This is a genomic window from Lampropedia hyalina DSM 16112 (assembly GCF_900129055.1).
In the GTDB taxonomy this organism is placed as follows: domain Bacteria; phylum Pseudomonadota; class Gammaproteobacteria; order Burkholderiales; family Burkholderiaceae_C; genus Lampropedia; species Lampropedia hyalina.
In genome coordinates this window covers 33,835-55,239 of record NZ_FQUZ01000013.1, presented here as the reverse complement: position 1 = coordinate 55,239, position 21,405 = coordinate 33,835, and the positions used below count along the sequence as shown (strand labels likewise).

Sequence of the window (21,405 nt, the reverse complement as noted above, 5' to 3'; positions counted from 1 at the left end):
ATGCGCATTGTCAATCGCACCTTCAGCGAAATCATGCCGGGCGAAACAGCCGAGCTGCACCGTCTGGTCACCCCGGACGACCTGTATGTGTTCGCCGCCTCCTCCGGCAACTACAACCCCATGCACCTGCCCGGTCAGGATGTGGACGGGGACGGCGTTCCCGAGAACATTGCCCCCGGCATGTTCGTGGCCTCGCTGATCTCCGCCGTGCTGGGCACGCTGCTGCCAGGCCCCGGCACCCTCTATCGCCGCCAGAGCGTCGATTTCCACACCCGTGCCCACGCTGGCGACGAACTGCTGTGCCGCGTCACCGTGCTGGACAAGCGCGACGATGGCACCGTGCGCCTGCAAACCGAAATCGTGCGCCCCAAGGACGACGCGCTCATCCTCTCGGGTGAAGCCGAAGTCATTGCCCCCACCCAGAAGTTCGAGCGCGACGACATCGAAGTGCCCGGCCTGCTGGTGCAACGCCACCGCCACTTTCAGGCCCTGCTGGAGAGGGCACGCCCCCTGCCCGCCGTACCGGTTGCCGTGGTCTGCCCCGACGATGCCAACTCGCTGGGCGGCGCATTGCTGGCGGCCCGCGAAGGCATCATCGTGCCCATTCTCATCGGCCAGAAAAGCGGCATCGAAGCCGCAGCGGCCCAACTGGGAGCCTCGCTGGATGGCATCGAGATCATCGACATCCAGGGCGATGCCGCAGCGGCCCTGACCGCCTGCAAGCTGGTACACGAAGGGCGTGCGGCCACCGTCATGAAGGGGCATATGCACACCGACGACCTGCTGCGCCCCATGCTCGACAAGGTGCATGGCCTGCGCATCGGCCGCCGCTTCACGCACGTCTTCCTGATGGACGTGCCGGGACGGCCCGAACCCGTGATGGTCACCGACGCGGCCATCAACATCGCCCCGGACCTCGCCACCAAGGTCGATATCGTGCAGAACGCCATCGACCTGGCCCTCTCGCTGGGCGTGGAGCCGCGCGTGGGCGTGCTGTCGGCGGTGGAGACCGTCAATCCCGCCATTCAGTCCTCCATCGATGCGGCCCTGCTCTCCAAGATGGCCGAGCGCGGCCAGATTCGTGGTGGACTGGTCGATGGCCCGCTGGCCATGGACAATGCCGTCGATCTGGGCGCGGCCCGCACCAAGAGCCTCAAGGGTGGCGTGGCCGGACAGGCCAACATTCTGGTTGTGCCCGGCATCGACGCTGGCAACATGCTGGCCAAGCAACTGACCTTCATCAGCCATGCGGAAAGTGCCGGGCTGGTGCTGGGTGCGCGCGTGCCCGTCATCCTCAATTCGCGTTCGGACAGCCCCATGTCGCGGCTGGCCTCCTGCGCCGTCGCCGCGCTGCACCACAATGCCACGACAGGCACGACTGGAGCAAACCAATGACCGAACTGCACACCCTGCCAGTGGAAGAAACCGCAGCCGCCCCCGAGGGCGAGGCATCCTGGCAACACGCGGGCTTTCTGGCCCTCAATGCCGGTTCGTCCTCGCTCAAGGTGGCCCTGTTCCCTGCCGAAGGTGCAGACCCGCTGGTGACTGGGCAGGCCGACCGCATCGGCCCCGAAGGCACACTGGTGCTCAAGGATGCCAGCGGCCAGCCATTGCCATTGGCCGAAGGCGGCAGCCTGGGCAACCACGAAAGCGCGCTCGATCTGGTGCTCGCCACCCTGCGGCAGGCATTCCCGAACCTGCACATTGCCGCCGTGGGCCACCGCGTGGTGCATGGGGGAGCCGAATTCACCGCCCCGGTGGTCATCACCCCCGAAGTGCTGGACAAGCTCACCGCCCTCTCGCCCTTCGCCCCGCTGCACCAGCCGCACAACGTCGCCGGCATCCGCGCCGCCCAGGAAGCCTTCCCCGGCATCCCCCAGGTGGCCTGCTTCGATACCGCCTTCCACCGGGGCCAGCCGTTCGTGAACGACACGTTCGCCCTGCCGCACCGCTATTACGAAAGCGGTGTGCGCCGCTACGGCTTCCACGGCCTGAGCTACGACTACGTCACCAGCGAACTCGCCCGCATTGCCCCACACCTGATGTCCGGGCGGGTCGTCATCGCCCACCTGGGCAATGGCGCGTCCATGTGCGCCATCTACAAGGGCAAGTCCGTTGCTTCCTCGATGGGTTTCTCGGCCCTCGATGGCCTGCCCATGGGCACGCGCTGCGGTCAGGTCGATCCCGGTGTGCTGCTGTACATGCTCGACCAGGAAAAGCTCAACTCCTCGCAGATTCGCCAGATTCTCTACAACGAATCGGGCCTGCTGGGTCTGTCGGGTGGCCTCTCCAACGACATGCGCACCCTCGAAGCTGCCGACAACGCCGCCTCGCACCGTGCCATCGATTACTTCGTGTTCCGCGTCCAGCGTGAACTCGGGGCCATGGCCGCTGTCATGGGCGGCATCGACGCACTCGTGTTCTGCGGCGGCATCGGCGAAAACTCGCGCGTGGTGCGCCGCCGCGTCTGCGAACGCCTGGGCTGGATGGGCATCGAGATCGACCACGGCCGCAATGCCGAAAGTGCCACCATCATCTCGTCCGAGTTCGCCCGCACCACGGTCATGATCGTGCGCACCCGCGAAGACCTGGTGATTGCGCGTGCCGCCCGTGCAGCCGCTGGTGTGCCCAGCGCGCAGGACGATGCCACCTCCAGCACCCCACCGGTGCTGCCCGACCTGTAGTCTTGTCGAAGGCCATGGGCATCCAATACTTTCAGGTTGAAGACGGCACCCGGCTGGCCTTCCGCGACGAAGGTCAGGGTCTGCCCTTGCTGGCCCTGGCCGGGCTGACACGCGATGGCCGTGATTTTGACTATCTGGCGCGGCACCTCTCCAAAGTCCGCCTCATCCGGCTGGACAGCCGGGGGCGTGGCCACTCCGAATGGGCACCGTCGCAAACCTACACGGTTGCGCAGGAAGCACAGGATGCCATGACTCTCCTCGACCACCTGCAACTGGAGAAAGTCGCCATCATCGGCTCGTCGCGCGGTGGCCTGCTGGGCATGGTCATGGTCGCCACCGCCCCGACGCGCATTGCCGGACTGTGTTTCAACGACGTAGGGCCGGTGCTGGAGCGGTCAGGGCTGGAGCGCATCGGTGCCTACATCGGCATTCAGCCGGCCATTGCCACCCTTGAAGAAATTGCCGACCGCATGCCCAAGGCCATGCCGGGCTTTGAGGCGGTCTCCGCCATGCGCTGGGCCGAAGAAACCATACGCCATTACATCCAGACCGCCGATGGCGTGGCCCTGCCCTACGACCCCGCCTTGCGCGAGTCATTCGACCGCGCCATGAGCCAGCCTCTGGCTGCCATCTGGAACCTGTTCGATGCCTGCGCCCACATCCCGCTGGCACTGATACGCGCCGCCAATTCGGACGTGCTGTCACTCGAAACCGCCGATGCCATGCAGGCACGCCGCCCTGACCTGATCCGGGCAAACATCCCCCAACGCGGCCACGTCCCCTTCCTGGACGAACCCGAATCCCTCGCCGCCATCCGCACCTGGCTGGATCGGCTGGTGGATACTTTTTAGGGAAGGTTTACCTGAAGGGCACTGGACTGTGGCCATACCCTTCAGGCAAGGTTTCACACACCCTCAGGCTTCCTGTGCCTGGGAATTGGGCAGGGACAGGCGTGAGGTGTCTTCCATCGGTTCTTCCGCGCCCTGGTTGCGACCGGCATTGAGGCTGGCAATCGAGGCTTCGGTGATGTCGCCGGTGACGTAGATGCCGTCGAAGCACGAGGCATCGAAGCCTTCCAGCGCGGGATTGAGGGAATGCACGGCCTGCTTCATGGCATCCACATCCTGGTAGATCAGCGCGTCGCAACCGATGATGGCGCGGATTTCCTCGATGCTGCGATTGTGTGCCACCAGTTCTTCCTTGGTGGGCATGTCGATGCCATAGACGTTAGGGAAACGCACGGGCGGCGCGGCACTGGCCAGATAGACCTTGCTGGCTCCGGCTTCACGCGCCATCTGCACGATTTCGCGCGAGGTGGTTCCGCGCACGATGGAGTCGTCCACCAGCAGCACGTTGCGGCCCTGGAATTCGCTGCCGATGGCATTGAGCTTCTGGCGCACCGATTTCTTGCGCACACTCTGGCCCGGCATGATGAAGGTGCGGCCCACATAGCGGTTTTTCACGAAGCCTTCGCGGTAGGGCTTGCCGATGCGGTGTGCCAACTGCATGGCACTGGGGCGGCTGGACTCGGGAATCGGGATGACCACGTCGATTTCATTAGGCGGCACCATCGATACCAGTCGCTTGGCCAGTGTTTCGCCCATGTTCAGGCGTGCCTGATAGACGGAAATGCCGTCGAGCACCGAGTCGGGCCGGGCCAGATAGATGAATTCGAAGATGCAGGGCTGGTGGTGGACGCGCTGCGCATCGGCACATTGGCGGGCATGGACGGTGCCATCAAGCGTGATGAGCACGGCTTCGCCGGGGTCGATGGAACGCTCCAGCTCATGCCCGGTGCCCTCGAGTGATACGGACTCGCTGGCGACCATGACCGTGCCATCCGCACCACGCCCCAGACACAGCGGGCGGATGCCGTGGGGGTCGCGGAACGCCAGCACGCCAAAACCGGCAATCATCGCAATGACCGAATACGAACCCCGCACCCGGCGGTGCACGGATGCCACGGCGGCAAATATGTTCTCCAGCCCCAGGTCTGTTCCCACCGTAGCACGGTCGATCTCGTGTGCCAGCACATTCAGCAGCACTTCCGAGTCGCTGTCGGTGTTGGTGTGGCGGTGGTCGGCACTGAACAGCTCGCTGCGCAGGGCCTTGGCATTGGTAATGTTGCCGTTGTGCACCATGACGATGCCAAAGGGCGCATTCACATAGAAGGGCTGGGCTTCCTCCTCACTGTGGGCATTGCCCGCCGTGGGGTAGCGCACCTGCCCCAGCCCGACCGAACCTGGCAGGGCACGCATGTTGCGGGTGCGGAACACGTCCCGCACCATGCCCTTGGCCTTGTGCATGAAGAATTTGCGCTCCTCCTGGGTGACGATGCCGGCGGCATCCTGGCCCCGGTGCTGCAACAGCAGCAGGGCATCGTAGAGCAACTGATTGACTGGGCTGGTACTGACCACACCGACTATTCCACACATGGATTGAACTCCTGTTTTGGCATTTGCTGATCCGGCATTGTTTGCGCTGCCGGGGTGCGCCTTTCATCGTCTCAAAAACAACTCTGCCTGCGCAGCCGATGGCACGATGACCGGCGGCTGTTCAGGCGGTTGCAGAATCTTCCACTGCGGGAACCATTCCATCAGTTCCAGCCGGGCCGTATCAAATGGCATGGAGACACTGGCCTGCTGCCACCAGGGCTGCTCGTTCCACTGCATGGCATGCAGCACCACGGCCAGCCCCACGCCCACCAGCAGCACGCGCACCAGCCCGAAACCGGCTCCCACCGCCCGGTCTGCCGCCCGCATACCGATGGCACGAATGAACTTGCGCGTCCACGAGGCCAGCAGCGAGGAGGCGAACATGGCCAGCACGAAGGCCAGCACCATGCCAGCCACCCGCTTGGGCTGCTCGCCGATTCCGTCCCACGGAATCTGGCTGCCCCAGACCGGCCCCCAGTGCAGGGCCACCCAGAAGCCCGCGATCCACCCGGCCAGACTGATGCACTCGAAGACGAAGCCGCGCCACGCGCCCACGACCACCGAGAGCAACGCCAGCAGCAAAAAGGTCAGATCAAGCCAGTTCATCAGAGAAAGGGGTTGGCAAAGGCGGGGGCGGGCAAGTCACTGTCATGCTGCCCACCGCACAGCACGCCAGATGGGGACTGGCGGCAGGATCGCAATGGCACGGTGCAGTGGCGGCAGGCAATATCAGAACATCAAAGCGTCAGGATCACGCTGGGCAGTTTCGCGCCACTGATGCGGGCAGCGGCCTTGTCGGCATCGGCGCGGCTGTTGAACGGCCCCACCCGCACACGGGTGGCCCGCCCGGTGGGCGTTTGCGCCACCTGGGTGTAGGTGCGCAGGCCCAGCATCTCGATCTGTGCGCGCACTTCCTGTGCCTTGGCAGCATCGGTGTAGGCTCCCACCTGCACGATGAATCGACCCTGGTCGGCACGGTTCTGGCGTGGCGGCTCGGAGGGGCGGCCTTCCAGCAAGGCCCTGGCACGGGCGGCTTCGTCATTGCGCACCGAAGCGGGCTTGACCGGGGGCGGCTGCACCACCGGGGCCGCAACCGGAGCAGGCGGTGTGGCGGCAGGCTTGGGAGCGGCCACCGGTTTTTCTGCCGGTTTGGCCGGTGCTGGCTTGGGTGCCGCAGGCTGCGTGGTGGCACGCGGTTCGGGCTTGGGCGCAGGCTTGGGTTCTGGTTTGGGTGTGGGTTTCGGCGTTGGGGCCGGGGCAGGCGGTTTGGGAGCCGGTGCCGGTGCCGCTTCGGTGCGCTGCGCATTGCGGGCCGCGCTCTGCGCCACCGATTCGGTGCGCCCGGCCTGGGTGGCAGATGCCACGGCCGTGACCACAGCCGGTGCAGCGGCGACCACTACACTGGGCGGCAGTGCCGCACTGTCAGATGTGGGCGATGCTGCCGGTGCGCCATCGGCCACCGCACTGGGCACGACCAGCGGTGCGGCCGATTCCACGCCGGGAATCTCCACCTGGGCGACCACTGGAATGGGGCGCGGCTGCGTGTCAAACAGCATGGGGAACACCACCACGCCAGCGAGTACCAGCACACACGCGCCGATGAGACGGTGGCGCGCGCGGCGGCGCATGTCTTCCACGGTATCGCTGCTGCTGCGCCCCCGGACACTGCGCTTGCTTTCCCCGGGAGCGGAATCTGCCGTTTTACGGGAACCAAAAAGAGCCATAGGAGTGTGTTGATTCGGTCAAGTCCAGATGCTGCGCATACACGGCAGGCACAGGGGGACGGTGAAAAGGCGGTGCGTCGTCGGGCATGGCATCACACAGCGAAACCGGCTTACGCGCCGTCGGCCTCGGACAGATGCTTGCCTTGCAGGCGCGGAATGCCGTGCTGCAACACACCGCCCACGGTAAAGAAAGAGCCAAAGACAATGATTCTATCAGCCGGTTCCGCCTGTGCCACTGCGGCATCGAGTGCCGCCTGGGGATTGGCGTACACATTGCTGAACACCTGCCGGGGTCGCTGCGCCACCAGTTGCAGGGCCTGCCAGCGTTTTTGCAGGTTCGTGGCCTTCTCTGCCCTGGGCAGGGGCAGGTCGGTAAAGTACCAGCGATCCACCAGCGGGGCGATTTTCTGGAACACTGCGGCCAGGTCCTTGTCTGCCATCGCCCCGAAAACCGCATGAGTGACCGGGAAAAAGCCCATGGCATCCAGATTGGCCGTCAATGCCGCCACCGAATGCGGGTTGTGCGCCACATCCAGCACCAGCGTGGGCTGTCCCGGAACAATCTGGAACCGCCCCGGCACATCCACCAGGGCCAGACCTTCGCGAATCGACTGGGCGGTGATGGGCAATACCGGGCGCAATGCCTGCAATGCCGCCAGCACGCCGGACGCATTCACCAGCTGGTTCGCCCCGCGCAGGGCCGGATAGGCCAGCCCGGCATACCGTTTGCCACGCCCGGCCCAGTTCCATTGCTGGCGGTCGCCGGAATAGTTGAAGTCGCGCCCGGCCAGCCACAGGTCTGCGCCCAACTGTTCGGCATGGGCGATCACCGAGTCCGGGGGCAGTGGGTCGGAAACGATGGCGGGTTTGCCCGCACGCATGATGCCCGCCTTCTCACGGCCAATCGCCTCGCGGTCGGTGCCCAGAAACTCGGTGTGATCCAGATCGATGCTGGTGATGATGGCGCAGTCGGTATCGATGATGTTGGTGGCATCCAGTCGGCCTCCCAGCCCCACTTCCAGCACTACCACATCCAGCCGCGCACTGGCCAGCAGCCGCAGAATCGCCAGTGTGGTGAACTCGAAATAGGTCAGCGACACCGGCTGGCCGCCCTCACCCGCATGCTGGCGTGCCTGCTCCACGGCCTCGAAATGCGGCAGAAGCTGCGCGGCCGTGGCAATCTGCGCACCGATGCGGCAACGCTCCTCGAAATGCACCAGATGCGGCGAGGTGTACACCCCGCTGCGGTAGCCGGACTGTTGCAGGATGGCCTCCAGCATGGCACAGGTGGAACCCTTGCCATTGGTGCCTGCCACGGTGATGACGGGGCAGGCAAAGCGCAGTTGCAGCGCGTGCGCCACCGCCCGCACGCGCTCCAGCCCCAGCTCAATGGTGGCGGGATGAATGCGCTCGCAATGGGCCAGCCACTCGGGCAGATCGGCAAAACGCGACGGCGGCAAGGAAAATTCAGGGGAAAAGGTGATTTCGGGCATTGGTGCTCAGCGGACAGTGGCCTTGAAAAGCCGGGGCTGGTTCCAGAACAAGAGTGTCATGCAGGATCAGCAGACCATGCGAAAGGGGCTATTGTCGCCCTTCTTGGCAATGAGACCGGGCTTCACCTTGCTGCTTGGCACAAAAAATCGGGGGCACAGACCTGTACCGCGCCAAATTCAGGCACGGTCTGCGGCCAATCCTGTGCCGATTGGATGCGGCCTTCGGGATGCTGTTGCCAGAACTGCAAGGCGCGAATCATCCCGGCGTGGGTGATCCACAGGGTGTTTTCTGCTGCACCCAGCATGTTTTGCCGGTGGCCTTGCAGCACTTGGCGCGCCCGCTCCAGCACATCCTGCACCGATTCCACGCCGCCGAAGCGGTGCTGTGCAAAGTCGGCCACCCAGGCATCGACGGCTGCCTGCGGAATATCGGCCCAGGCCACCATTTCCCACTGGCCGAAGTCCATTTCGTTGAGCTTGGCATCCACCTGCCAGTTGCGCAGATCGGGGCGCAACGCACCCAACTGCCGGGCGACGCACCGGGTGCGTTCACGCTCGGACGTGACGATACGGGTATGGGGCGGCAGTGACTGCGCCAGTGCCTCTACGCATTGCCGCACATGGGCTTCGTCCAGCGGCACATCGCTGCGACCATAGCAGAGCGGGCGTGGCAATTGCACACGCGGATGGCGCATCAGCCACACCGTCATGCCGCTGCGGGCAGGCCGATGGCCAGCCCCAGGTAAAAACCGACTTCGCCGAGTTGCTGCACGGCTCCGAGGCCGTCGCCGGTGAAGCCCTGCAGACGCTGCCGCAACCGCCACATGACGGCGGCCCCGCCCAGCAAGGCTCCGGGCACGCCCCAGCCCCACGGCAAGGCAGGCCACAGCCCATACGCCAGCACCAGTGCCAGCAGGCACCAGGCCGTGCCCACGGCGAGGCCCGACAGGCCAATATCCGTGGCAATCGGCTTGGACTTGGAACGCAAGGTATCGCCCACATGCGGCATCCGCCAGGTGACGAACAGTGGCATCCAGCGCGACCAGACATGCCCCAGCCACAAGGCTGCCAGCACGCTCCAGTCGTCCAGGGCCTGCGCCAGCAAGGCCAGCAGGGCCACCTTGGCCAGCAGCACCAGCACCAGGGCCACCGCGCCAAACGAGCCGATGCGCGAATCCTTCATGATGTCCAGTGCCCGTTCGCGGTCGTAGGAACCGCCCAGGCCATCGGTCAGGTCGGCCAGACCGTCTTCATGGAAAGCCCCGGTCAGGCCGATGCCGAAGGCCGTGCTGGCAATGGCCGCTACCCACGGCGCGGCCGCCACCGGCGGCAACAGCCACCACAACAGCCCAAACACGGCCGCGCAGGCCGCCCCCACCAGCCAGCCCACGCCCGGCAGATGCACGAGCGAACGCTGCAACATGGCAGGGCTGAAGCCCACCCACTGCGCCAGCGCGCCGGTGATCGGGATACGCGTGAAAAACTGCACGGCCAGCAGGTAATGGCGAATCCACCGGGCCATGCGCAATCAGCTGAAGCTGGAGAGGTTTTGCAGGTTCTGGGGCCGCAGATCGCTGAGGATGGTGGTGGAGATTTCCTCGATGGACTTGGTGGTGGTGGAGAGCCAGCGCACCCCAGCGCGACGCATCATGGCCTCGGCCTCTGCCACCTCATAGCGGCAGTTCTCCAAACTGGCGTATCTGGAGTCGGGGCGGCGTTCGTTGCGAATCTCGCTCAGGCGTTCGGGCTGGATGGTGAGGCCAAACAGCTTTTTGCGGTGATCGTCCAGCGCAGGTGGCAGACGCTTGCGGTCAAAGTCTTCGGGAATCAGCGGATAGTTGGCCACCTTCAGGCCATGCTGCATGGCCAGATAGAGGCTGGTGGGCGTTTTGCCGCTGCGGCTGACCCCGATCAGAATCACATCCGCGCCGCTGAGGTCGCGGTTGGACTGGCCATCGTCGTGCAGCAGCGTGTAGTTGATGGCCTCCATGCGGTTGGAATAGGCCTTGCTCTTGCTGATGTCGGTGAACCGCCCCACCCGGTGGTGCGACTTCACCCCCAGCTCCCCTTCCAGCGGATGCACGAAGGTGCCGAACATGTCCATCACCATGCCCTTGCAATGGCTGCGCAGCAGTTCCTGGAGCGCGGGATTGACCAGCGTGGTGAACACAATCGGCTTCTTGCCTTCCACCTCGTGGGTGTGGTTGATTTGCCGGATGGCCTGGTGCGCCTTGTCGATGGTGTCCACAAAAGGCAGGCGAATGCCACGGATGCTGAGGTCGAACTGCGCCAGAATGGCATTGCCGAACGCTTCAGCGGTGATGCCAGTGCCGTCGGACACAAAAAAAGCGGTTCTGGAGTGCATGGGCGTATTCCTTGTTTTTTGAGTGGGCCGGGAAAACCGTATTGTGACGCACCCCGGCACGCCCTCACCGGCTCACACTGCTGCGGATGGCGGCAGGCCCGCCTTGCGCTGCACCAGCCCCTGCAAGGCAGGAGCCGCCAGGGTCGCCGCCAGCTCCACGCGCTCGCGCAAGGCGGCATCGACGATCTGGCCGTTGTCGATGTCCTGCGACACGCTGTACACCCCAATGGGCAAGGTCAGTGTCTGAAAGAACGCAAACAGCGGACGCAACTGGTGGTCGAGCACCAGCGAGTGGCGCGGGCTGCCACCAGTCGCGGCCAGCAGCACGGGCTTGCCCACCAGCGACTCCATGCCAATCAAATCCAGCAAGTGCTTGAACAAGCCCGGCACACTGCCCCGGTACACCGGACTGCCCACAATCAGGAACTCGGCTGCCTCGATGGCCGCCACTGCCTCGCGGGCACGCGCCGGCAGTTGCTGCGGGTAAAGCGCGCTGCCCACTTCGGTGGCAATGTCGGCCAGTTCAATCGACTGGCGATCCAGTGCCACATGCCGCGCCAATGCGTCGCCCACATGGTCGAGCAGCACCTGGGTGCGCGAGGGCTTGTGCAGGCTGCCATTGAGCACAACGGTTTTCAGGGCGGGATAAGAGGCTGGAAACAGGGCTTGGGACATTCAATGGTTCCGTGTCTGGGCGCAAAAAGGCTACAGCATACGCGAGCTGGCCCAACCCTACAGGCAGGCGCAGAAACCCAAAGACCAATCTGGTTGCTCACCAGCTGCTTCTGTCGTGCGGTGAACGGTTCTAGAATAATGGCCGTTTGAGAATTTCTCACACCATCTCACACCAAAAAAAGGACTTTTCATGTCGCTGTTTACCGCCGTAGAACTGGCACCCCGCGACCCTATCCTGGGTCTGAACGAGCAATTCGCCGCTGACACCAACCCTCAGAAAGTCAATCTGGGCGTTGGTGTTTATTTTGACGAGAACGGCAAGCTGCCCCTGCTGGCAGCCGTGCGCAAGGCCGAAGAAGCCCTGCAAGCCGAACCCAAGGCACGCGGCTACCTGCCCATCGACGGCCTGCCCGCCTACGACCAGGCCGTGAAGGAACTGGTGTTCGGCAAGGAATCGGAGCCTGTGGCATCGGGCCGCGTGGCCACCATTCAGGCCCTGGGCGGCACCGGCGGCCTGAAAGTGGGCGCAGACTTCCTGAAGAAGCTCAGTCCCGATGCCAAGGTGCTGATCTCCAACCCCAGTTGGGAAAACCACCGCGCCATCTTCAACAACGCCGGGTTTGAAGTCGGCACCTACGCCTACTACGATGCGGCCCAGCGTGGCATCGACTTCGACGCACTGCTGGCCGACCTGAACGCCGCTGCCGAAAAAACCGTGGTCGTGCTGCACGCCTGCTGTCACAACCCCACCGGCTACGACCTGACCCCGGCCCAGTGGGATCAGGTGATCGAGGTGGTGAAGGCCCGCAACCTGACCCCCTTCCTGGACATGGCCTACCAAGGCTTCTCGCAGGGTCTGGCCGAAGACGGCGCAGTGGTGGGCAAGTTCGTGGCAGCCGGTCTGGAATTCCTGGTATCGACCTCCTTTTCCAAGAGCTTCAGCCTGTACGGCGAACGCGTGGGCGCACTCTCGGTGGTCACGGCCAGCAAGGAAGAAGCCGCGCGCGTGCTCAGCCAGTTGAAGATCGTCATCCGCACCAACTACTCCAACCCACCCACCCACGGCGGTGCCGTGGTGGCCTATGTGTTGGGCAACCCCGAACTGCGCGCCCTGTGGGAACAGGAACTGGGCGAAATGCGCACCCGCATCAAGGCCATGCGCCAGCAACTGGTCGAGGGCCTGAAGGCCGCAGGCGTGACCCAGGATCAGTCGTTCATCACCACCCAGGTGGGCATGTTCAGCTACTCTGGCCTGAACAAAGACCAGATGGTGCGCCTGCGCAATGAATTCGGCGTGTACGGCACCGACAGCGGCCGCATCTGCGTGGCCGCGCTGAACAGCAAGAACGTGGACTATGTGGCCAAGGCGATTGCCCAGGTGATCTGATGGTCTGGTAGAGCGATTAGAGCGATGGATGGCGGCAAGCCCGGCCATCGCTCCCATCCACCAAGCGGGCGTCTGTGACACCCGCTTTTTTCATGGGCGCAATTGCCGCCCCACCAGACTGCCCTGGCGATACCAGCCGTGGCGCAGATACGGCTCCAGCTTGCGGCGTTCACCGCCACGCAGCTTGATGAGGGGCGGACAGTCATCCCGCTGCCCATTCCAGAGCAGCCGCCAGTACAAGCTGCGCCGCTTCCAGCCGCTTTGCTGGTGGTAAAGATAGGGGCCGTCTTCGGCACGCAACAATTCCAGCCGGTAATCATGCAGAGGATGGCTCTGCATCAGGTGCTGGGCGGTGACGTGGATGGTATGGTAGGCCGGGTCGCCAATGCGCTGGGTATATGCCTGGAACACCCCCCGCTGGCGCAAGCCTTGCAGATAGTCCTGCGTTTCGCCATCGATGGCCTGCTCGCGAAACAGGGCCAGCCAGTCCGCCACAAAGGCACTGCCTGCGGGAGCGGCCAGAAACCAGCTTTCCACCACCGGATAGGCCGGCTGGGTGGTAAAGCCCTCCAGATAGAAGCCCAGCAATTGCGCCCGGCTGGCGGCCTGCCGCTGCACGGCCCAATCCAGCGATTGCGTCAGAATGGTGGAGGCATCCAGCCAGAAGCCACCATGCCGATGCAGCAGCGCGAGGCGAATCCAGTCGGTCTGCTTGGGAATGCCCACGGCAGCCAGCCGCTGGGGAATATCGTCAAGGTATTCGTGCAGATTGCCCTGATGCAGCACATGAATGGCATAGCCTGGATTGTGCCGCCGCCAGTTGTCCACGCAACGCTGCACCACCAGCGGCAAGCCGGGACTGTGCCAGTAAGTCCAGATGACCGGGGGAATGCCCTCGTTCATGAGGGATGCTCTCTCTGCCGTGCCTTGCGCCTGCGGCGACTGCCAGAGCAGATCCAGCGCAGCCGAAGACAGCGGCAGGCTGCGGTTGCGCCAGACCCACCACGCCCCCAGTGCGACCAGGGCAACCACCACGGCCATCATCCACGCGCCATTGCTCACGAGCCTGCTCCTTCTTCTGCCAGATGCCGACCCACGATGCTGTCTGGCAAGTACAAACCTTGTTCGAGATAGTGATCGAGCTTGCGGCGATCCGGCCCGCGCAGTTTCACCAGAAAAGGCACGCTGGCCTGCCCTTGCTGCATGAAGAACAGCCGCAGCTTGAGCCGGGCACGATCCCAGCGCGCCTGTTCGTGGTAGGCAAACGCCGTGTGTTCGGCACACCAGAGTGCCATACGGTAATGTGCCCGCCGGTCTTGCAGCACCCGCTGGATCGCCACGTGCATGCTCAGATATTCGGGGCTTTCGATGCGCTGCACCACGGCATCGTAGAGGCCATGCCGCTTCAGCGATGCAAGGTACTCGGCACTGCCCGGCTCCAGCACCTGCGTGGTGAATTCGGCTTGCAGGTCGGCAATGAAGGCACTGCCGGGCGGTGCGGCCATGAACCAGTTTTCCACCACCGGATAAGCAGGCAAGGCCGTGAACCGCTGGATGTAAAAACCCACCAGATCGCACTGGCTGCGTTGCTGCTCCTGCAACACCCAGTGCAGCGAGCGCGTCAGGATGGTGCTGGCATCCATCCAGATGCCGCCATGACGGCGCAATAACTCCAGACGCAGCCAGTCGGAACGCTGCTGCACGCTCAGGCGAGGCCAACTGGGCGGCAAATCGCCCACAAAATGTGCCAGGCTGCTGTCATCGAGCACCCGAATCTGGTAATCGGGATTGTAACGATGCCAGTTTTCAAGACACCGCTGCACCAGCAAAGGCCGCTGTGGGCTGTTCCAGTACGCCCAGATGATGGGCGGGATCGCACCCTGCCGGGGGCTGGCATCACCCCACTCCAGCAGCCTGGGAGCAGGCCAGGGACAGGGCGGCAATGCGCGGGGTCGCCACCGGTGGTATTGCCGCAAACATTGCGCAATCGCCAGCTCACCACGCAGTCTCCAACTGACGGGCTTGGCCTGTAGAGTCATCCGATACTCTCTTGCAGGGTCGGGACATGGCGCAGCCAGCGGCGCGCCCGAAAATAACGCGCCCACCAGCCACGCCGCCAGTACGCTTGCAGCAACTCCTCGGGTGTCAGCGGGCTGCTGTGCCGGTAATGGCGGGCAAAAGCACGCGCAGCGTCTGCCGCATGTTCCAGCTCCGGGTGAGCGGCCAGAAAGCGCATGGCAGCCATGTAGTTTCTGGCACTGAGGTGGCTGATGGCGAATGCCAGCGACGCTGTCTGCCGCAGGCGATGCTGGAGTGCGGGTGTGGCGGCCAGATCGTGGCTGAAGCCCTCCAGTGCGGCAGAAAGCCCCTGTATCTTCGGCAATGTCATGCACAGCATGACATTGCCAGCATGCTGGCGATACCGCACCAAAGGCACGTTCAGGTATGCGGCGGTCTGCGCCCGCAAGGCCAGACGGCTGAAAGTGGCCATGTCCTCGGCAAAAAGCCAGCCCACCGGGAAGCGCAATGGCCCACAAGCCCCTTCATCCCAGAGGGTACGACGCGACACCTTGCTCCACGGATGAAACTGCCCGGCCAGAAACAGGCCTTCGAGCAAGGTCGCCGTATCGTGAATCAAGGTGTTGGAAGGGCCGATGAAGGTCTTGCGGTGGTGTTCGCCACGCAGGTGGTGCTTGAGGCTCTGGCTCTGGCGCAGCACCTGAAAATCAAACAGCAGCCAGTCGGGGGAGAAGGCCGCCAGCCCTGCCAGCACCGTGGCCACTGCCGTGGAAACCAGCTGATCGTCGGCATCCAGAAACCAGATGTATTCTCCTGTTGCTGCCTCCAGCAGGCTGTTGCGTGCCGCGCTGACACCTTGATTCTGCGAATGCCGCAACAACTTCACCCGGCCCGCATGCGTCGCCGCCACGGCCTGCAAGGTGGCCCAGGAGCCATCCGTGGAACAATCGTCCAGCACCAGCACTTCCACGCCTTCGCTGCACTGCGGCAGCAGGGCATCCAGGCATTCCAACAGAAACGGCTCGGCGTTGTACACCGGCAGCAGAATGCTCAGCCTGATGGTCATACGGATGGATCCGACACGGCAGGCCGCTGGAACCCGGCAAACAAAGCTTCATACTGCTGGCCCATGCGTTCCAGGCCGTAATGGCTCAGGGCATCGTGCCGGGCCTGCGCGGCCATGCGGGCGGCTTCCTGCGGGTTGCGCAGCAGATATTCCAGCGCATCTGCCATGGACTCGGCACTGCCATGCTCGGCCAGCAGGCCATTGTGCTGGTGTTCGACAATTTCCTGAATTCCCGGCACCCGGCTGCCCACCACTGCACTGCCTGCTGCCATGCCTTCGATCAGCGACAGCGGCATGCCTTCGTAATGGCTGGCCAGCACACAGATTTGCTGGCGCATCAGCAACGCCGGAACCTCGCTGTAAAAACCCAGCACCTGCACCTGATCGCCCAGATTCAGACGGCGAATCAGCCGCCGGACGGCAAACTGGTAACGCCACTTGCCGCTACCGGCCAGAAACACCGGCGGGCGCAGGCCACGCTGGCGCAGCAGGGCGATCGCATGGAGCAAAGTGGCATGGTCTTTCTGGCGGGCAAAGCGCGCAGCCATCACAATGCCCGCCTCACGCTGCAACAACGGGTGCTGGTCGGCCTGAGCGAACGGCTCCAGCCGGATGCCGTTGGGAATGGCCGTGACCTTGTGTGCCGGAAAACCCAATTCCAGCAACACCTGCTTCACGCCCTGCGAACAACCGACGATGGCATCGGTGCGCTCGGCCAGCCACAGTGCCTGCTTCAGACGACCGGGGGTGTAGCGTTCGCGCGAATTGTGCTCCACATGCACCATGTGTGGAACCTGTGCCTTCAGCGCGGCGTACCTGCCCCACAGGTGCTCGCTGAAGCCATGCGCCACCACAATATCGGGCTGGAACCGGCGACACAGTTGCGCCAGTTGTTCAATGGTGGCGGCATGGCTCCAGCCCGCCACCAGTTCCACCGGAATGCCCTGCCCGCGCAAGGCCGCCACCCGGTCGGGCCGGGTCTGCCGCTTCTTGCGCAACACCAGCAGGGGTTCATAGGCACCGCTGTGCCGATGGGCCTTGACGAGGTCCAGTGCCACCTGGGTGGCCCCGGAAAATCCCCCGGTCACAAAATGCAGCACCCTGGGTCGGTGGGCTGCGTTCGGGAAATCATCATGGGCCGCCAACGGCCACGCCCCTTTATCCAGCGACCTCTCCAGACCCCGCAGCGCACCCCACAGCAACATCACCATGAATACATAAAACAACAACCCACTGTTGTGGGCAAAAAAGACCTGGGTCAGGCCAAAACCGATGTAAAGCAAAACCAGTGCCAACCCCGCCAGGCGCAGGGCCAGCATCATGGCCGCCGTTTCCGGTGGTACGAGAGGTGCCGGTACAGCCCCCGGTTGCCTGCGCCGGGGCGACGGCCAGAACAGGTACAGCGGCACGCCATAGAACAAGCATAGCGCGGCCACTCCTGCCAAGCCGCTCTTGGCATAGGTATCCAGCACTTCATTGTGGGCGTGGCCATATTCCAGCACTTCGGGGTCGTAGGCACCAGCGGCCACCAGTTCCTGCTTGCGGCTCTGGTAGCCCTGCTCGCCCCAGCCCCAGAGGGGCTTCTCGCTGCCCATCTGCCAGGCCATGCGCCAGTGCTCCAGACGATGACCCACCGAGGTCTCGGCCTGCCCCCGGTCGCTGTATTGGGCCAGCTCCCGATCCAGCCGCCCCATCCGCTCCTGCAAAGTGGAAAAATTCACCCCGGCCACCAATACCGCCGCGACCGCCAGGCCCGCAACCACGCGCAACAGCAACCCGCGCCCAGTCTTGCGCGCCAGCACCGCAGCCACCAATGCCGCCAACAGCAAGGCCAGCCAGCCCCCCCGCGAAAGCGACAGCACCGAAGCCCACAAACCCGCCAGCACGGCCACCGCCCCCCCAAGCAGCCAGCCACGCCGATGCGCCATGCGATACAGACACACCATGCAAACCGCCACGGCCACGGCCATCCACAGTGCGATATTGCCAAATTGGATGGCATTCGTATAGCCGAATGCCCGGTCGGAACCCTGCCCATACACCTGCCAGCATGCCATGCCGGCGGCTCCCAGGCATCCCGCCACCCATCCGGCCACCAGTGCCCAGGGTCGAGGCGGGTAGGCCGCCACATAGAAAACACACAACGCAGCCAGCACGCACTTGGCGGGCTTTTCCCAGCGGGACGTGCCCATTGCAGGGTCCGACTGCAAGGCCCACAGCACGGCCATGACCAGCATGCTGCCCACCAGCCACCAGGTGCCCGCATCGACCGGCACGCGCACCCATCGCCACAGCATCGCCAAGGCCGCCAGGGCCAGCAACACGGCCCCCCACGAGTAACCCGAAGGCAGCCACAACGCCAAGGCCGGAATCGCAAACGCGGCCAATGTGCTGATTGACTGCACCAGTGGTGCGCCAGCCGGGCTGGCAGGCTGGGCGGTGGGCATGGGCCATCCTGATTTTGCGAACATGGATCGTCAGCGTTGTATCTTGTCGTTCAGGGAATCGTAGTCATAGCGCAACGCGGCATAGCGAAAGAAGCTCTCCAGTGCCTTGCACAGGCAATACAGAAAGCCACTGCCGCCTCCCAGGAATCCCAGCCGCAGAAAATAAAAACGAATGAAGGCCGCTGTGCCCGATGCCAGACCACGCCAGATTCCGCCCTTCTTGTGCTGCTGCTTGCGCTTGGTGGCCCCCAGCATGGCGTACTGCACCATCTTGGCCAGACTGGCATGCACACTCGTGTTGGTATGGTGCAGCAACAAGGTCTGCATGGTCTTGCGCTGCACATTCTTGCGGGTGAGGATGGCCTCCTCGTGCACCACCCCCTCGAAATGATCCAGCAGATGGCGGGGAAACAAACGCTCCACCGTGGTTTGCGACATGGTGCGCGGCAGGAAGCGGCCAAATGCCACCAGTCGCCAGCGAATGCGCCAGACTGTATCCGATTCGGCCCGGTTCACCGTCTCCAGCAATTCATCGCGGAATGCCTCGGACATCACCTCGTCGGCATCCAGAAAGAAGATGAAATCCCCCTGCACATGATCCAGCAGGCGATTGCGCTGCACGGCAAACCCGCGCCAGTCGGGATACCCATACACGCTGGCACCCAGGCTGCGGGCAATCTCCACCGTGCGATCCGTGCTGCCCGCATCCACCACCACCACTTCATCGGCAAAAGACGCGCTGCAGATGCACTGTGCAATCAATTTTTCTTCATTGAAGGCCAGTATGGCAATCGACAGGCGCGGGCGAGTCTCCTCGCGGAGCTTGGTACTCATGCTGAGCAGTTTTGTTTTTTCAGAAAAAAGAACGCTGTGGCCAGGCCCACATGCCTATCGCTTCACCCTGCGAAACGATGCACACTCCTGCGCCGTCATTCGCCCCTTGTTATTGCAATGGAGTACCACAACAAACAGTCACTGCCGTGCCGCACCCCGGTTTCGGATCAATGGCCTGAACGCACCTGCTCGCCTGCCTTGAGGCGATACTGGGTACCACAATAAGGACAGCGCACGCTCCCCGTATGGGCCACATCCAGAAAAACACGCGGGTGGGTATTCCACAACTCCATCCCCGCCTTCGGACTGGGACAGAACACCCCACCGTTTTCATTGAGTTCGCGCGCCAGCAGTTCGACGGCTGAATCGGGACTGGAAGGAATAGAAGTGGTCATATTCGGTGGGAGATTCTTGGGAAGGTCTGTAAAACTCTTGCGGCAAGCCCGCGCCCGCCAATGGGATGCAGCGCAAGGCGGATTTTGTGGTCAATAGCGGGGCTATTGACCACAAAGGCCAACGCCGCGATGCGCCCAGTGGCGGGATGCGGGCGGCGCAACGAGTTTTGCAGACCTTCCCTTGGATTGTAGGATGCAGGGAATTATAGAAGCCAAACCTGCGCCCGTACCCAGCCGCACCGATACAAGGTGGCACTCCATACCAAAAGACCCCATTGCGGCCATACCCGAGTGCAAAAAATTGTGCGATATTCTGACACCCTGAAAATCGCACCCCCACCACAATGAGCCACGATACCCCGCAAAAAAACAACGATGCGATTGCCGCAGCATCCGAAGTCTCTCCACAGTCCGCCAGTCCCTGGCCGGAAAACAGCCTGACCATCACCGCACTGGACATGGAAGCCCAGGGCGTGGCCCACAAACCCGATGGCAAGGTCGTCTTCGTGGAAGGCGCGCTGGTGGGCGAAGTCGTCACCGCCCGCATCGGACGCAGGAAAAACAACTGGGAACAAGGCACGGTCGAGGCCATCCTGCACCCCTCCTCCCAGCGCACCACCCCTAGCTGCCCGCACTTTGGCCTGCACACCGGCGCGTGTGGCGGCTGCAAGATGCAGCACCTCAACCCCAGCGCACAGGTGGCCATCAAGCAGCGTGTGCTGGAAGACAACCTCTGGCATCTGGGCAAGGTCAAGGCCGAGCGCATTCTGCGCCCCATGCAGGGGCCGGACTGGGGCTACCGCTGGCGCGCCCGCCTGGCCGTGCGCCATGTCGCCAAGAAAGGCGTAGTGCTGGTGGGCTTTCACGAGCGCAAAAGCCGCTACATTGCCGACATGCAAAGCTGTGCCATCCTGCCGCCGCACGTCAGTGCATTGCTGCTGCCACTGCGCGAACTCATTGCCTCGCTCGATGCCCGCGACACCTGCCCGCAAATCGAGCTGGCCTGTGGCGACGGTGTCACCGCACTGGTGCTGCGCCATCTGGAGCCGCTCTCCGATGTCGATGGCCAACGCCTGCGCGACTTCGCCCACCAGCATGCCGCCCACGGTCTGCAATGGTGGCTGCAACCCAAAGGCCCCAACACCGTGCACCGGCTGCCAGACCCATCCGATACCAGCCCCGAGCTGGCCTACAGCCTGCCCGCGTTTGGCCTGCGCATGCCCTTCAAGCCCACCGACTTCACCCAGGTGAATCCGCACATCAACCGCGCCCTGGTCTCCCGCGCCCTGCAACTGCTGCAAGTGCAGCCCCACGAACGCGTCATCGACTGGTTCTGCGGACTGGGCAACTTCACCCTGCCCCTGACCACCCAGGCACGCGAAGTGCTGGGCATCGAAGGCAGTGACGCGCTGGTGGAACGCGCCCATGCCAACTATGCGGCCAACCAGAGCCAGCGGCCCGCCAATGCTGCGCTGGCCCCCGTGCAATTCGTCGCCCGCAACCTGTTCGACATGACCCCCGACATGCTCATGGCCGACGGCGTGGCCGAGAAATGGCTGGTGGATCCCCCGCGCGAAGGTGCGTTCGCCCTCTCCAAGGCATTGGCCGAAATCGAACAGGCCCGCCTGCATCCCAACCCCGAAACTGCTGCATCCCTGCTCAACCCGGCCTGGCAGCCACCGCAACGCATCGTCTATGTCAGTTGCAACCCGGCCACCCTGGCCCGCGATGCCGGTCTGCTGGTACACCAGGCCGGTTACCGCTGCACGGCAGCAGGCATCGTAAACATGTTCCCGCACACCGCCCATGTGGAAAGCATGGCCGTGTTCGAACGCGGTTGAGATCATGAACACGTTCTGAGAAACCCAGGGCGTGATGCGT

19 protein-coding genes and 1 pseudogene are annotated in these 21,405 nt (G+C 63.8%); 5 read left to right on the top strand and 15 right to left on the bottom strand.

Annotated features, from left to right (window positions below; all coding sequences use genetic code 11):
* From BUE21_RS06945 to BUE21_RS06935, 3 genes are read left to right on the top strand one after another with little or no spacing between them, the layout of a single operon-like run.
* Positions 1-1,395 carry a bifunctional enoyl-CoA hydratase/phosphate acetyltransferase gene (locus tag BUE21_RS06945; RefSeq protein WP_073355965.1) on the top strand — a complete coding sequence of 465 codons (1,395 nt, stop codon included), beginning with the start codon at positions 1-3 and terminating at the stop codon, positions 1,393-1,395.
* Positions 1,392-2,684, top strand: a complete 1,293-nt coding sequence (locus tag BUE21_RS06940; RefSeq protein WP_084522996.1) for an acetate/propionate family kinase — start codon at positions 1,392-1,394, stop codon at positions 2,682-2,684. The genes BUE21_RS06945 and BUE21_RS06940 overlap by 4 nt, the downstream gene beginning before the upstream one ends.
* A gap of 14 nt (positions 2,685-2,698) precedes the next feature.
* Positions 2,699-3,535, top strand: a complete 837-nt coding sequence (locus BUE21_RS06935) for an alpha/beta fold hydrolase (RefSeq protein ID WP_073355964.1) — start codon at positions 2,699-2,701, stop codon at positions 3,533-3,535.
* Between the two features lie 63 nt (positions 3,536-3,598).
* Here the strand turns inward: BUE21_RS06935 and purF are convergent, their stop codons facing one another.
* The 8 genes from purF to msuE form a co-directional block, all read right to left on the bottom strand.
* On the bottom strand, positions 3,599-5,119 hold the full coding sequence (gene purF / locus BUE21_RS06930) for an amidophosphoribosyltransferase (protein WP_073355963.1): 1,521 nt from the start codon (positions 5,117-5,119) through the stop codon (positions 3,599-3,601).
* A 63-nt stretch (positions 5,120-5,182) separates the two neighbouring features.
* Positions 5,183-5,725 (bottom strand): CvpA family protein, encoded by a 543-nt coding sequence (locus tag BUE21_RS06925; protein WP_073355962.1) that lies wholly within the window; start codon positions 5,723-5,725, stop codon positions 5,183-5,185.
* Positions 5,726-5,856: 131 nt separating this feature from the next.
* Positions 5,857-6,843, bottom strand: coding sequence for an SPOR domain-containing protein (locus BUE21_RS06920; RefSeq protein WP_073355961.1), 987 nt, complete (start codon positions 6,841-6,843; stop codon positions 5,857-5,859).
* A gap of 110 nt (positions 6,844-6,953) precedes the next feature.
* On the bottom strand, positions 6,954-8,336 hold the full coding sequence (folC, locus tag BUE21_RS06915; protein WP_084522994.1) for a bifunctional tetrahydrofolate synthase/dihydrofolate synthase: 1,383 nt from the start codon (positions 8,334-8,336) through the stop codon (positions 6,954-6,956).
* A gap of 122 nt (positions 8,337-8,458) precedes the next feature.
* A complete protein-coding gene (locus BUE21_RS06910) occupies positions 8,459-9,046 on the bottom strand; it encodes a histidine phosphatase family protein (protein ID WP_073355960.1) in 588 nt (195 codons plus the stop codon).
* Entirely contained in the window at positions 9,043-9,858 is an 816-nt protein-coding gene (locus BUE21_RS06905; protein WP_073355959.1) for an adenosylcobinamide-GDP ribazoletransferase, read from the bottom strand. The genes BUE21_RS06910 and BUE21_RS06905 overlap by 4 nt, the downstream gene beginning before the upstream one ends.
* A gap of 6 nt (positions 9,859-9,864) precedes the next feature.
* Positions 9,865-10,701, bottom strand: coding sequence for a posphoenolpyruvate synthetase regulatory kinase/phosphorylase PpsR (ppsR, locus tag BUE21_RS06900; protein WP_073355958.1), 837 nt, complete (start codon positions 10,699-10,701; stop codon positions 9,865-9,867).
* Between the two features lie 72 nt (positions 10,702-10,773).
* Positions 10,774-11,376 carry an FMN reductase gene (msuE, locus tag BUE21_RS06895; protein WP_073355957.1) on the bottom strand — a complete coding sequence of 201 codons (603 nt, stop codon included), beginning with the start codon at positions 11,374-11,376 and terminating at the stop codon, positions 10,774-10,776.
* 190 nt (positions 11,377-11,566) lie between these two features.
* Here msuE and BUE21_RS06890 point away from each other — a divergent pair, with 190 nt between their 5' ends.
* Positions 11,567-12,763, top strand: a complete 1,197-nt coding sequence (locus tag BUE21_RS06890; RefSeq protein ID WP_073355956.1) for an amino acid aminotransferase — start codon at positions 11,567-11,569, stop codon at positions 12,761-12,763.
* A 90-nt stretch (positions 12,764-12,853) separates the two neighbouring features.
* Here BUE21_RS06890 and BUE21_RS06885 read toward each other — a convergent pair whose 3' ends face one another.
* The 7 genes and pseudogenes from BUE21_RS06885 to BUE21_RS06855 form a co-directional block, all read right to left on the bottom strand.
* Positions 12,854-13,825 carry a glycosyltransferase family 32 protein gene (locus BUE21_RS06885; protein ID WP_073355955.1) on the bottom strand — a complete coding sequence of 324 codons (972 nt, stop codon included), beginning with the start codon at positions 13,823-13,825 and terminating at the stop codon, positions 12,854-12,856.
* A complete protein-coding gene (locus tag BUE21_RS06880; protein ID WP_073355954.1) occupies positions 13,822-14,802 on the bottom strand; it encodes a glycosyltransferase family 32 protein in 981 nt (326 codons plus the stop codon). Before BUE21_RS06880 ends, BUE21_RS06885 begins: the two co-directional genes overlap by 4 nt.
* Positions 14,799-15,848, bottom strand: coding sequence for a glycosyltransferase family 2 protein (locus tag BUE21_RS06875; RefSeq protein WP_073355953.1), 1,050 nt, complete (start codon positions 15,846-15,848; stop codon positions 14,799-14,801). Before BUE21_RS06875 ends, BUE21_RS06880 begins: the two co-directional genes overlap by 4 nt.
* Positions 15,845-16,993: a glycosyltransferase family 4 protein gene (locus BUE21_RS14970; protein WP_073355988.1), complete on the bottom strand. Its 1,149-nt coding sequence runs from the start codon at positions 16,991-16,993 to the stop codon at positions 15,845-15,847. The genes BUE21_RS06875 and BUE21_RS14970 overlap by 4 nt, the downstream gene beginning before the upstream one ends.
* A gap of 291 nt (positions 16,994-17,284) precedes the next feature.
* Positions 17,285-17,776: pseudogene (locus BUE21_RS14965) on the bottom strand (O-antigen ligase family protein); the annotation flags it as partial.
* Between the two features lie 549 nt (positions 17,777-18,325).
* A complete protein-coding gene (locus BUE21_RS06860) occupies positions 18,326-19,129 on the bottom strand; it encodes a glycosyltransferase family 2 protein (protein ID WP_073355952.1) in 804 nt (267 codons plus the stop codon).
* A gap of 167 nt (positions 19,130-19,296) precedes the next feature.
* On the bottom strand, positions 19,297-19,524 hold the full coding sequence (locus BUE21_RS06855) for a zinc-finger domain-containing protein (RefSeq protein WP_073355951.1): 228 nt from the start codon (positions 19,522-19,524) through the stop codon (positions 19,297-19,299).
* Between the two features lie 344 nt (positions 19,525-19,868).
* Between BUE21_RS06855 and rlmD the strand changes: the two genes are divergently transcribed.
* Complete coding sequence (gene rlmD, locus BUE21_RS06850) at positions 19,869-21,365, top strand: 23S rRNA (uracil(1939)-C(5))-methyltransferase RlmD (protein WP_084522989.1); 1,497 nt, start codon at positions 19,869-19,871, stop codon at positions 21,363-21,365.
* Positions 21,366-21,405 lie beyond the last annotated feature (40 nt).